Here is a 12,504-nt window from a genome sequence, read left to right as displayed (position 1 = left end):
CCGTTCCTGTCGTCACTGCTCGACACCCGCCGAGAGCGCCTCGTCCCGCTGCCCGGTCCGGTCGGTCACGGAGACCACGCCGTCCACCGCACGGCAGAGCCGCAGCACGATCGGCAGCAGGTAGGGCGGGGTGATGGCACCGCTGAGCACGACCCGGCCCTGTGCGACCTCGACCCCGACGGCCGCGGGGCTGACGCCCTCGGTCAGGCCGAGGACCTCTTCCACGATCTCCCGGCGGATCGCCTGGTCGTCCCGCAGGAAGACGCGCAGCACGTCGCTGCGGCTGACCACGCCCACCAGCCGGCCGTTCTCGTCCACCACCGGTAGACGTTTGACCTGGTGACGCCCCATCAGCCGGGCGGCGGCCACCACGCTGGCGTCGGGGGTGGTGCACACGGCGGGGCTGGTCATCAGCTCCTGGGCGGTGACCGCACCGCCGCTCGGGAGTTCGGGTGCCGGAAGCAGGCCGCTGGGGTCCTCCTGAGCGGCCTGGACGCGCATCAGGTCGGCTTCCGAGACGACTCCGACGGGATGCCCGTCGTCGGCCACGACCGGGACGGCGGTGATGTCGAACTCGCGCAGCAGGGCCACGATCTCGTGGAAGCCGGTCTGCGGCGCGATCCGGACGACCTCACCGGTCATCATCTCGCCGACGGTGCGGTGCCTCATCGCGGATCCTCCTGCCAGGCCGTCAGATCGAGGATCTCCGCCACCGGCCGGCGGGGAGAGGGCGTCCCGGGATGGCCGTAGCCGATCCGGATCACCAGCTGCACGTGGCCCGGGCCCTCGGCCGGATCGCGCAGCAGTCCGCGGGTGTCGGACCACTCGACCGCCTGGTGCAGGACGCTCGCCCGCACACCGCGGGCCGTCGCCAGCAGCCAGACCCGCTCCAGCGCCTGACCGGCGCGCAGCCAGTCCGCCGGCAGGTCGCCGCGGGTGGTGAGGGTGCACACCTGGGGCAGGGCCTCGAAGCGCTCGGACGGCATCGTCCGGGGATTTCCCGTGAAGCTCCGTACGGGCACCCGGACTTCGTGGTCCAGCGGGCCGAGCGCGGCGGCCGGGATGCCGTCGGTGGCGGGCTCCTCCAGGCGCAGCCAGCTCCGGGTCTCGGCGTGGCGGGCCACATCGGCGGCGATCCGCTCCTCGGCGTCGGCGGTGAGTGCCAGCACCCGGCGCACGCCCGCCTCCTCCAGCGAGGAGAGCACCACGTCCTCGGCGCCGGCGGCCGCGATCAGCTCCCCGATCACGGCCTCCGGCACGTCGCGGTTGGCGAACGGCCGACGGCTGGAGTGGCGCTGTCCGATCGCCGCGTACAGCTCGGCCTCATCCGGCGCGCCCGCCGGCCGCGAGAGGTCGAGCACTGCCGCCAGCTCCGGGGCCGCCGGGTCCGGCAGCAGCCGCACCCGTGCCTCCCGGCCCAGACGGCCCGCAGCCAGGCGCAGGTTGAGCAGCGCCGCGCCCACCGAGAGGTACCGGGCCCGGCCGTCCGGGTCCGTGACGGGCACGGCGCGCGAAGGGTCTGTGTACACCTGGAGGCCGCGCGCGTCGGCAGTCGGGCGGAAGCGCCAGGGCTGGCTGTTGTGGAGCGAGGGCGCGGCTCCGCCTGCGGCGGCCAGCAGCCGGAACTCCGTGAGGGTCAGCGACGGCTCGGTCATGGCGGACATCTCCTTGCCCCCTTGCGGGCATCACGCTGGCGCGATCTGCCTTCAGGGTGCGCCTCGCGCGGACAGCAGCCGAGGGGCCCAAGGTCCGCTTCGAAGGGCCGTCCGGCCCTGGCGTGACATGCCGTCTCGCGGCCCACCCCGGTCGGGGTCGCTGCGCCCTGCCGACAACGCACCGCTGGTAGCGGCGGTGTGACATCCGCCGGCACACGCCGACCGATCGTGCTCGGCAGCGAGGCCCTCGCCGGGCGAGCGGATCTCGCCGGCGCCCAGGTGCTGTCGGGGGGAACCGGCCTTCCCGCTCCAGCCGCTGCTGTGGGGACGAGACCCCTGGGCACCCCATGCTCCCGCCGGTCCAGGGGCATACGGCAGGGGCGGACCGGACCGGCGACCAGGGCCGGTCGGCCCCTGGCCCGCCCCCACCGCACGGTGCACGGTGGAAATGACCATCCAGTCTGACGGAGCACTCGGCAGCAGGAGGACATCATGCAAGGACAGGTCGTCGTCGGATTCGACGGATCACCCGAGAGCGCGGCCGCCGTCGACTGGGCGGCCAGGGAGGCCCTGCGCCGCAGGCTGCCCCTGGAACTGGTCCAGGCCTGGCCGTGGTCGGAGAACCATGAACTCGGCGGCGAGAACGCCGTGCGGTGGGCCAGGCGACGGCTCAGCCGGGAGCAGCTCGAACTCCAGGGCCGGCTCACCGGCCTGGAAGTGTCCGGCGTGCACGTGCCGGACGAGCCGGCGGCCGCCTTGGAAGCAGCCGCCAAGCAGGCCGCGTTGCTGGTCCTCGGCTCGCGCGCGCTCAGTACGGTCCACGGCTTCCTGGTGGGCTCGGTGAGTCAGGACGTCCTCGGCCGGGCCGCCTGTCCGGTGGTGCTGGTCCGGGCCGGTGCCACCGATGCCGGCGAACACCAGCCGGATGCGGAGGGCCGGCCGTCCACCGGCACCCCGTTCCGGGACGTCGTCCTCGGCCTTGACCTGCACCACCCCTACGACGCGGTGCTCACCTTCGGCTTCGAGGCCGCCCAGCTCCGCTCGGCGCCGCTGCGGGTGGTGCACGTCTGGGGGCCTCCGGTCGGCACCTCCCTGGCGAACGGCGTGATCGCGGGGATGGGGGACCTGCCGGAGGCGGCGGAGACCCAAGCCCTCACGGAGGCGCTGCGGCCGTGGCGGGACAAGTACCCGCAGGTCGAGGTCATCCCCCGGACGATCATGGGCAGCGCCGGCTACACACTGCTGGAGACGGCCTCGCAGGCCGGCCTCCTGGTCGTCGGCAGGCGTACCCGGCACGCACCGCTGGGCCCGCGCCTGGGCCCGGTCGCCCACGCCGCGGTCCACCACGCGTCCTGCCCTGTCGCAGTTGTCCCCAGCGACTGAGCGACGACCGAGGACCATGCTCGGCGAAGGCTGCGCCGCCGTCCGGAGCGACCCCGGTCGAGCCCGCCCGCAGACGAAGGGACAGGTTCCGACATGACCACGCACACCGGTCCGGCCCGCACCGAACGGTGGACACTCCGCCTCGACCTCTTCGAGGAGGGTGACGTCACCAAGGTGCACGCCGTCCTCGACACCGGCGACGACACCCTGGAGAGCCGCACCACCGCCCGGCGCGGTCCGAACGACGCACCCGTACCGGAGGTCGGCGACGAGTTCGCCGCCGGACGCGCCCTGGTCGACCTCGTGCGGATCTGGGAGGTTCGCGATGCTCAGAACATCAGGTCGTAGCCGCCGTCCGAGTTGGCACTGAAGTTGGCGTTGCCGGTGGAGTCGGAGAAGCGGAGCGTGCCACCGATGACGGAGCCGGTGAACTGCTTGAGCGTGACCCCCTCGTGCGCGACGGACGCGAGCACGGCGATGGCGATCTCCGAACCCTCGTCGAACTTGAGCTGGAGCGTGCAGTAGACGGAATCGGCGTCCGAGCCGACGGTCATCTTCGTGCAGAGACCGTACGCGGTACCGGCGTCGCTGCCCCGGGCGGCCTTGAAGGTGGCCTTGGTGGCGTAGGGGACGCCGACCTCCGGAATGGCGCCGCCCGCCAGGGGCGTTGCCACGCTGTCGATGACGAGGTCGGGGATGACGGCCACCCTGACCGAACGGTGGGTGTCCACCCGGTCCTCACCGGTCGCCAGCGCCGGCACGCCCATCGCGGCTGTCGCCCCGATCACCAGCGCGGCGACGGCGACGGGGAAGGGCTGCTTGAGGAACAGGGGACGTCGCACGGGTAGCTCCAGGATCGTCACGGAATCGGCCTGATGGCCGATCCATCCGAGCACGCCGTTCGTGAACGGACCGGTTACCGTGCGGAGAGCGACACCGAGCTCCACTCCAATGGGCGACGCGCAGGCCGCTACCCGGACCGCATCGTCGGTCAGGGCGGAAGGGATGAGGCGGGCGGACGAGCTGACGGGCCGTCCGAGGCCGTGGGCAGTGGACGGACTCGGGCTTCCGGCGGGTACGGGTCGCGCTGCTGATGGGCAGCCACTGAGCCGCTGGCACTCAGCGGTCACCCTGTGCCGGGCCGCAGAACGACGGACTCCAGGTCCGCCGCCGATCCGGCGCCGGCGACGGTCTCCCCGTCCGCGCCCCGGTCATCGGTGATGGTGATGACGTGGCCGAATCCGGCCCGGTGCCCGGCGGTTGCCGCTGCCTGGCTGTCCGTCAGCAGGACCGCCCGCCCGGCTGTGGCGTGCAGCAGCTTCAACGCCAGCTGATGGAGGGCGGGATCCGGCGGGCCGCTGAGGTGGTGGCGCTCGGCGTCGGTGGCATCGACGATGTACTCGACCAGGTGCACCAGCCCGGCACTGCGCAGCAGGATCTCGACGAAACGCCGGTCGGCCTGGGAGGCCAGCAGGCTCAGTAGTTCGTCGCCGGACGGGCCGAGATGCCACTCGGCCAGGTCGGTCCGGTAGCCGTGGGCGTGGAGCAGCGGTGTCCGGGCGCGGGGGCCGGGCGGAGGGAGTCACCGGCGCCCACCACCGTCCGGTGCGTCGTCGTCCCAGGAGAGGCGGTCGACCAGGCCGGCCAGGCCCTCGATCCGGGCCACTTGGAGGCAGAGGGCGGCGGCGTCGTTGCGCGAGCGGGTGTGTCCGCTGAGGATGACGTGGCCGCGCTCGCACCTGACGCTCAGGCTGTGCGGAGCGACCCCGGAGCCGGGGGTGAGCACCGCGGCAAGGACCTCTGCCCGGAGTGCCTCGTCGTCGGCGTGCAGGGACTCCAGCAGGTCGCGCGGGGAGAGGAGGCCGGACAGCCGGCCGTGCTCGTCCACCACCGGCAGGTGGTGGAGCGCGTGGGAGAGTGCGGTGCGAAGGGCCACCAGGACGGTGGAGTCCTGCGGCACGGTCACGGCGGGAGTGGTCATCAGGTCACGGGCCGTCAGCTCCGCAGGGCCGTCGGTGCGGTCGTAGGAGGTGAGCAGGTCGGAGGCGGCGATCACGCCGACCGGCTCGTTGTCGGAGGTGACCACCGGCAGGATGCCCCGGTGCGAGGCGATGATCGCGGCGAGCACGGTGGTGAAGTCGGTGTCGGGGGTGACCGCGACAGCAGGGCGGGTCATCCAGTCGGCCACCCGTGCCTCGCCCGGGGGGTGAGCTCCGTGCTGCCCGGTCGGGGTTCCGTCGAGGATGCTGTGGTTCATCGCTCCTCCTCCGTCGGAGTGGCGGGCGGGCGTCGCAGTTGCCGTAGGTAGGGGTCGAAGCCGGCCGCGGGCCGGAGCCGGACGCGCGCGTCCACGCAGGCCAGGCCGTCGGGCGAGGCGATCAACGGGTTGAGGTCGGCCTCGGCCACCTCGGGGAGGTCGGTGGCCATCCGGGAGAGTCCGGCAAGTGTCCGGCCGACCGCCGTCAGGTCGACGCCGGGGAAGCCGGGGCGGCCCAGCAGCAGCGGGGCGGAGCGTAGTTCGGTGACCATCGTGGTGAGGTCGGCCTCGGTGAGCGGGGCGAGCCGGGCCACCCGGTCGTCGAGGACCTCGGTGGCGGTACCGCCCAGGCCCAGGACCACCAGCGGGCCGAACACCCGGTCCTGCACCACTCCGGCGAGCAGTTCGAGGCCGGGGGCGGCCATCGGCTGCACCAGCACCCCGGCGAGCCGGTCGCCGAAGCGCTCGGCGAACTCGCGGTAGGCGGTGCGCACTTCACTCTCGTCGGCCAGGCCGGTGCGGACGGCGCCGCTCACGCTCTTGTGGACCAGGCCGGGCACGTGCGCCTTGAGTACGACCTTTCCCTCGTGGCCCGCGCCGCGCAGTGACCGGGCGGCCGCCATGGTGCCGGCTTCGTCGGAGGCCAGCACCGAGGGGGTGAGCGGCAGCCGGTAGCAGGACAGGAGTCGGGCGGTGCGGGCCGGGTCGAGCCAGCCGCCGTCCGGCTCGGCCGCGAGGAAGTCCGCGACCAATTGACGGGCCGCGTCCGGGTCGCAGTCGGCGGCCCGCGCCTCGACCCCGGGCGGCTCGGCCAGCCACCGGGCCCGGTCGAGGGCGTGGGCGAGAGCCCGGGCGGCGGCCGTCGGATCGGCGTAGGACGGGAGCTGCCCGCCGTCCGCGCAGGGACGGCAGCGGGTGGGGATCTCCTGGCTGAGCATGACGGCTGTCACCGGGACGCGCCGCCGGGCCGGGCCGTCCAGCAGGGTCCGCAGCAGGTCCTGGTCCGCCCCGGGCGTGAGAGCGGTCGGCACCAGGCACACCAGCAGGGCGTCCACGGCCTGACTGCGGGTCAACAGCTCGACGCACGCCAGGAGTTCGGCGGGGCCGATGGCGGCGGTGGTGTCCACCGGGTTGGCGGTGCCGGCGGCCGGTGGCAGCAGGGCGGCCAGCTCGGCGGTGACGTCGTCCGGGAGCGGGGGCACGCTGAGTCCCGCTTCGACGCAGGCGTCGGCGGCCAGGATGCCGATGCCGCCCGCGTTGGAGACGACGGCGACCGCCCCGCGTGGCCCGGGCAGCGGCTGGGAGTGCAACAGGGCTGCGGTGTCGACCAGTTCGGAGATGCCGCGGGTGGCGGTGACGCCGGCCTGCCGGAACAGTGCCTCGCGCGTGACGGTCGGGGTGGCGGCGGCCGCCGTGTGCGAGGCGGCGCCGCGCCGCCCGGCCGCCGAGCGGCCGGCGTCCACGGTGAGGACGGGAATCGTCCGGGTGACGCGGCGGGCGGTGCGGGCGAAGGCGCGGGGGTTGCCGAAGGACTCCAGGTGCAGCAGTGCCAGGTCGGTGCGCTGGTCGTCCTCCCACCACTGCAGCAGGTCGTTGCCGCTGACGTCGTACTTGTCGCCGAGCGAGACGAAGCTGGAGACCCCGATCCCGAGCCAGGCCAGCCGCTCCAGCAGGGCGATGCCCACACCACCCGACTGCGCGGCGACCCCGGCGCTGCCGGGCACCGGGAACGCGCCGCCGAACTCGGCGTCGAGCCGCACCGCAGGGTCGGTCTGGGCGATGCCCAGGCTGTTGGGGCCGACCAGCCGCATCGAGTGCCGGCGGCAGCTGTGCAGCAGTCGCCGGGCCTGTGTGGCGTCCAGTCCGGAGGCGAGCACCACCAGTGCCCGTACACCGGCGCGCCCGCAGTCCTCGGCCACGCCCGGCACCGCCTCGGGCGGTACGGCCAGCACGGCGAGGTCGGGGGTCTGCGGCAGGGCGGTGACGGAGGGGTACGCGGGCTCGCCCGCGACCTCCTCGGCGCGCGGGTTGACCGCCCAGACCGGGCCGGTGAAGCCGCTCTGACGGATCTTCAGCAGGACCGTGCGGCCGACCGAGCCGGGCCGGCGCGAGGCGCCGAGGACGGCGACCGAGCGGGGGCGCAACAGTGCGGTCAGGCTGGCCACGTCCGCGGCCCGGCCGCGCTCGTCGACGGCCGTGCGGTAGTGCTCGTCGCTCTCGTCGAGTGGGAAGCTGACCTTGATCTCGCCCTCTTCGGCGTGCCGGTGGACGGGCAGGCCGAGATCGGAGAGGACGCGGTGGACGGCCAGGTTGCCCGCCATCGTGTCGGCCTCGATCGTGCGGATGCCGGATGCCCGGGCCGCGTGCAGCAGGTGCTCGATCAGCAGGGTGGCGACCCCTTGGTGCTGCCAGGTGTCGGCGACGGCCACGGCGAGCTCGGCCCGGCCGGTGTCGACGCTCTCGTAGTCGGCCTCGCCGGCCAGTTCGCCGTCCACCCAGGCCCCCAGGGCCAGGAAGCCGGGCCGGGGCGGACCGCACAGCCGGTCGGTGGCGAGTCGGGGGGCGTTGCGGCTGGCGCCGAAGAACCGCATCCGGCGGCTGGCCTCGGACATCCGTACGGAGTGCAGGTCCAGCACGGCGTCGTGGTCGCTCGGGCCGAGCGGACGGATGACCGCGGTCCTGCCGTCGGCCAGCAGTGCCTCGGTGGTGGCGGGCGGGTACGGGGCGGTGGACATCGCCTGTTCCTCTCGTCGGCTTGCGCGGCCTCGTCTCCACCGTGGGTCCGATCCGGTTTCCGCGACAGGGCCCACCGGCTGCGCGGCCGGGGCCGACCGGCCCTCCCGTCGGCACGGCCCGGGCCGCACGATGAAGGTGATCAAGGGCGTGGGGAGGCTGGGACGCCGCTATCGGGGGCAGGCAACCGGAGGCGGAGATGTCCATGAGCACGGCGGACGGAGAGCAGGCCGGGGCCCGGCCGGTGCACCCCGGCGACCTCGGCCGCAGGGCCGCGCACAGGCGCGAGCAGCTCGGGATGAGCCGGGAGCGGGTGGCGGAGCGGGCCGGCATGGAGGTGAACCACCTCGACTACCTGGAGACGAGCCCGGCCGCGATCGAGGTCGAAGCCCTCACGAGGCTCGCGGGAGCGCTCGAGACCTCGGTCGGTCACCTGCTCGGTAGTGCTGCCGCGCCGCCTGGTTCGGCTCGGCGGGGTGCCGAGCCCGTACTGGAGGAGCTGGCGGCCTGGGAGTGCTGGGCCAAGATCTCGCCGCGGGGGGTCGGCAGACTCGCTCTGACCACGCCGGACGGCCCGCTGGCACTGCCGGTCAACTACCGCGTCCTGGACGGCACTCTGCTCTACCGCACGGCGGCCGGCAGCGTCCTGGCCCGGGCAGCGGGCAGCCGGGTCGCCTTCGAGGTGGACCGGCTGGACGAGGCGCTACTCCAGGGCTGGAGCGTGCTGCTGACCGGCAGGGCGGAGCAGGTGACCGAACCGGAGGCCCTGGGGTGGCTCGGCCTGCACGCCGACCCGCGCCCCTGGCCGGCCGGGAGCCGGGAGACGTGGCTGCGGATCAAACCGAACACGATCACCGGCCGCCGCATCCGCGCCCGAGGCCTGCCGAACAGCTGAGTGCGGCGCGGGACAGCACACGAGGAGTACCCGATGGACGTACCGATCGTCGTCGGATTCGACGGATCGCCCGAGAGCGTGGCAGCGGCCGACTGGGCCGTCCGGGAGGGGCTGCGCCGGCAGCAGCCGGTGGAGCTGGTCCAGGTCTGGCCGTGGCACGGCGGTCATGTGCTGGGCAGCGACGACGCGGTCCGGTGGGCCAGGCGGCGGCTGGCCGCCGAGGCGGCCGGGTTGCGCGGCCGGATCGCCGGGGTCGACGTGACGGACAGGCACGTCCAGGGCGATCCGGTCACCGTCCTGGCGGTGGCGGGCCAGGGTGCCGCGATGCTGGTTCTCGGCTCGCGGGCGCTCGGCGCGCTGCGGGGCTTCCTGACCGGCTCGGTGGGCAGGCAGGTCCTCGGCCGGGCCGACTGCCCCGTGGTCCTGGTCCGGGCGGACGACAGCTCGCCGGCCGGTGGGAGCGGACTTCCGGCCGCCCGGGACTTGCGGGAGGTCGTGGTCGGACTGAGGGTGCGTCACCCTTCCGAGCGGACGATGGAGTTCGCGTGCGAGGCCGCCGCAGCACGGTCCGCCCCGCTGCGGGTGGTCCACGTCTGGAGCCCGCCGAGCGGCAGCGACTACCTCGCGTTCGCCGCCATCGGAAACTCGGAAAGGGAACTCGCAGAGGCCGAGCAGCACCTGGTCGAGGACGCCCTGCAACCGTGGCACCGCCGCTACCCCCAGCTCGCGATCACGGGGGAGGCACGGCTGGGCACGGTGGCACTCACCCTGCTGGACGCCGCCTCCGGTGCGGACCTGCTGGTGATCGGCCGCCACAGCCGGCGGGTGCCCGTCGGGACCCACCTCGGTTCGGTGGCCCAGGCCGCCGTCCACCACGCGCCCTGCCCGGTCGCGGTCGTCCCGGACGGCTGACGGACCGACAGGCCCGGCACGGCAACGGCCGGGCCGCACACCAGAGAGGTGAGCGACCATGCACGCAGTGATCGTCTACGAGAGCATGTACGGCAACACCCGCCGGATCGCCGAGGCCGTGGCCGAGGGGGTCCACGAGGCGGTGCCGGACGCCGACGTCCGGTGCCTGGGGGTCTCCGAGGCGAGCCCCGAGGTGACCCGCGCCGCGGACCTCCTGGTCGTCGGTGGGCCCACCCACATGCGCGGCCTGTCCTCGGGCCTCAGCCACAGGCTGGCCACGAGCCCCGGGGCCCGGAAGGACCACGACCCGCAGTCGCCGTCGGGCAGCCGCCCCACCCGGGAGGCCGCGACCGCCGGCCTGCGCAGCTGGTTCCACGCGCTGCCCGAGGCCGGCCCCGACTCCCGTGCCGCCGCCTTCGACACCAGAGGCGAAGCCCGGGGCGGCGGCGCGGCCGGCGGGATCGCCCGCCGCCTGGCACACCACCGCTTCGACCTGGTGGCCGAACCCGAGGGGTTCGTGGTCCACGGCTCCGTCGGCCCGTTGCGCGACGGCGAACTGGACCGGGCCAGGGACTGGGGCCGCCACCTGGTCTGACGCAGCAGCTTCGCCCCGCCCGTCGCAGCGGGGAGGCAGCACTCACCCCGGGACCGCCGGAACCACCAGTCCCCCCCGGAGGTGAGGAGAGTGTGACGGGACGTATGGACGGGAGATCCGCAGTCGTGACCGGTGGAGCGCGGGGCATCGGCGCGGCCATCGCGCGGGAGTTCGCCGCCGACCGGTGTCGCCCGGTACCGGAGGCTGACCAGCCGTCACTGGGCCGCCGTGGGACAGGGAACGGACCGGGACGGCCTGCTCCGGCTGGAGGTGGCCACCGCCGGTTCGGGGCTCCGCCTGACGCTGGCCGCCCGCACACGGGTCCACCGGTCGGGCGCCGCCGTTCCGGTGGTCCGGACCGAGGAATTCCGGGACGGCTGGGCCGCGCAGGCACACCTCCTCGGCACGGGGCCACGGGCGCGGTCATCTCCAGCTTCTCCGTGCCTCGGTTCGCCGGACAGGGCCGGGAGGGCGGCGGCCCCGGGGGCCGGCCGGCCCTGGGCCTCACTCGAATGACCTTGGACGGTTTGCCCGGCCCGTGCGCCCGGCCGGACGATGACGTGACTCCTTCCACGCCGATCGGGACCCCCGGGCCGCCCGTTTCGGTAGATCGGCGGTTCGCGTGCGTCAGGAACAGATCGCCACCCCGTCCGGCGAACCCCACGAAGCAGCCTTCCGACCCGCTCGGGGGCCGGCCCGGCGCGCCGAGTACGCGGCGTTCGTCCTGTTCCCCCTGGTCGCTGCCGCGGTGGCGGTCCTCGTTCTGCTCGACTTCCACGGAGGGGCGGCGCAGGAGGGACAGCGGATCGCCCTGTGCGCCGCGGCCGCCTTCTTCAACGTGTTCGTCCTGCTCTACCACCTGACGCATCCTCCGCACCCCAAGTTCCTGATGCTCCGTCGGCGCAGGCTGGCCATCCGCACCCACGCGGTCGGCGGCGTGGTGGAGCTGGTCGCGGGCGTCACCGCCTACTTCGTCGCCGACCCCACGGTGCCGGCCGTCGTGATGGCGCTCGCGGGTCTCGTCCTGCACGTCCCCACGGCCGCCTACCAGATCACCGTGGTCTTCGGCGCCAAGGCGGTGATGGTGCCGGGGTACGTGTTCGTCGTCGTGCTGCACGCGTTCTGCGCGGTGCACCTACTCGCCGAACCGCGCTCGACCTTCTGGCTGGTCAACACCTTCCTGGTGCTCAACATCTACGTCTGGTGCCGGGTGTTCATCGGGCTCTTCAACTTCCTCGGCCTGTTCCAGGAGTCCGCGTACTCCGTCGCGATCATGTTCTCCGGCCTCCTGATGATCCCGGCGGTGGTCGGATTCGCGGGCAACCTGCTGCTCGTCGTCTTCGTGTTCGCGCACGTCCTCCTGTACCGGGCGGTCATGAAGCCGTCCCCGGCCGAGTTCGCCGAGTACGTGAGCGAGAAGGGGCGGGAGACCCTCATCGACCAGCGGGTCCGCCAGGCCTGGGCCTCGATCGCCGCCGACGAGGCGCAGGCGGACGACGGCGACGGCGCGGAGCGGCGACGGGCACGAGCGCTCTTCGACGCCCTCGGCACCGACCGCAGCGGATCGCTCACCCTGGACGAGATCGACGCGCTGACGAGCCGGTGGCCCGGCCCGTTCCTGGCCGCCTTCGTCGAGCGCTACGGCGCGGCGGGAGAGGTCTCCTTTGAGGTGTTCTACCGGCACCTGTACCGCGCCCACGGCATGGACGGGGGGTCCGGAGACAGGCGGGCGAAGCCCGACCTCTCGTCAGAACGTGCCGCCCGCCGGGTGTTCGACCGCCTCGACCTCGATGGGAGCGGCTCCGTCGATGCCTTCGAGCTGCGCCTGCTCCTGCTCGGATGGGGTCTGCCGGACGGTGAGGTCGACCGCTACCTGCGGCTGTACGACGACGGCGACGGGTGCGTCTCGTTCGAGGAGTTCCACACCGGGATGCGCCCGATCTGGCAGTTCGGCGCCCACATCCTCGCGAAGGAGGCACGGAACCGGCCGACCGCAGTAGAAGGGCAGGGGTCCCGGCTCACCCCGATCGAGTGATCGGCGCCCACGGGTGTACCCGGGCGACGCCTCGTGGGC

Annotated in this window: 12 protein-coding genes; 6 read left to right on the top strand and 6 right to left on the bottom strand. The window is 73.8% G+C overall.

Going from position 1 to position 12,504, the window contains the following annotated elements; translation table 11 throughout:
* Nucleotides 1–12: 12 nt before the first annotated feature.
* Entirely contained in the window at nt 13–669 is a 657-nt protein-coding gene (locus ACWCYY_RS37860) for a CBS domain-containing protein (protein ID WP_449798630.1), read from the bottom strand.
* Nucleotides 666–1,655, bottom strand: coding sequence for an Acg family FMN-binding oxidoreductase (locus ACWCYY_RS37855; RefSeq protein WP_449798629.1), 990 nt, complete (start codon nt 1,653–1,655; stop codon nt 666–668). Before ACWCYY_RS37855 ends, ACWCYY_RS37860 begins: the two co-directional genes overlap by 4 nt.
* Before the next feature lie 492 nt (nt 1,656–2,147).
* Here ACWCYY_RS37855 and ACWCYY_RS37850 point away from each other — a divergent pair, with 492 nt between their 5' ends.
* Entirely contained in the window at nt 2,148–3,038 is an 891-nt protein-coding gene (locus ACWCYY_RS37850; protein ID WP_449798628.1) for a universal stress protein, read from the top strand.
* Between the two features lie 93 nt (nt 3,039–3,131).
* Entirely contained in the window at nt 3,132–3,386 is a 255-nt protein-coding gene (locus tag ACWCYY_RS37845) for a dsRBD fold-containing protein (RefSeq protein WP_449798627.1), read from the top strand.
* Here ACWCYY_RS37845 and ACWCYY_RS37840 read toward each other — a convergent pair.
* The 4 genes from ACWCYY_RS37840 to ACWCYY_RS37825 form a co-directional block, all read right to left on the bottom strand.
* Entirely contained in the window at nt 3,368–3,880 is a 513-nt protein-coding gene (locus ACWCYY_RS37840; protein WP_449798626.1) for a hypothetical protein, read from the bottom strand. The two genes, ACWCYY_RS37845 and ACWCYY_RS37840, sit on opposite strands and share 19 nt — an antisense overlap.
* A 284-nt stretch (nt 3,881–4,164) precedes the next feature.
* Nucleotides 4,165–4,452 (bottom strand): hypothetical protein, encoded by a 288-nt coding sequence (locus ACWCYY_RS37835; RefSeq protein ID WP_449798625.1) that lies wholly within the window; start codon nt 4,450–4,452, stop codon nt 4,165–4,167.
* 168 nt (nt 4,453–4,620) lie between these two features.
* Nucleotides 4,621–5,295 (bottom strand): CBS domain-containing protein, encoded by a 675-nt coding sequence (locus ACWCYY_RS37830; RefSeq protein ID WP_345285120.1) that lies wholly within the window; start codon nt 5,293–5,295, stop codon nt 4,621–4,623.
* Entirely contained in the window at nt 5,292–8,030 is a 2,739-nt protein-coding gene (locus tag ACWCYY_RS37825; RefSeq protein ID WP_380149593.1) for a bifunctional acetate--CoA ligase family protein/GNAT family N-acetyltransferase, read from the bottom strand. The genes ACWCYY_RS37830 and ACWCYY_RS37825 overlap by 4 nt, the downstream gene beginning before the upstream one ends.
* A gap of 203 nt (nt 8,031–8,233) precedes the next feature.
* Between ACWCYY_RS37825 and ACWCYY_RS37820 the strand changes: the two genes are divergently transcribed.
* The 4 genes from ACWCYY_RS37820 (at nt 8,234) to ACWCYY_RS37805 (ending at nt 12,465) form a co-directional block, all read left to right on the top strand.
* Entirely contained in the window at nt 8,234–8,923 is a 690-nt protein-coding gene (locus ACWCYY_RS37820) for a pyridoxamine 5'-phosphate oxidase family protein (protein WP_449798624.1), read from the top strand.
* A 33-nt stretch (nt 8,924–8,956) separates the two neighbouring features.
* Entirely contained in the window at nt 8,957–9,835 is an 879-nt protein-coding gene (locus ACWCYY_RS37815; protein ID WP_449798623.1) for a universal stress protein, read from the top strand.
* A 58-nt stretch (nt 9,836–9,893) separates the two neighbouring features.
* Complete coding sequence (locus ACWCYY_RS37810) at nt 9,894–10,430, top strand: flavodoxin family protein (RefSeq protein WP_449798622.1); 537 nt, start codon at nt 9,894–9,896, stop codon at nt 10,428–10,430.
* A 622-nt stretch (nt 10,431–11,052) separates the two neighbouring features.
* The gene (locus tag ACWCYY_RS37805) at nt 11,053–12,465 is read left to right on the top strand and encodes an EF-hand domain-containing protein (RefSeq protein ID WP_449798621.1); all 1,413 of its coding nucleotides are present in this window, start codon (nt 11,053–11,055) and stop codon (nt 12,463–12,465) included.
* The last annotated feature ends 39 nt before the right edge of the window (nt 12,466–12,504 follow it).

This window comes from Kitasatospora sp. NPDC001664 (genome assembly GCF_053596675.1).
Note: the sequence above shows the minus strand (reverse complement) of the source record. Positions and strands in the feature narration are given on the sequence as shown.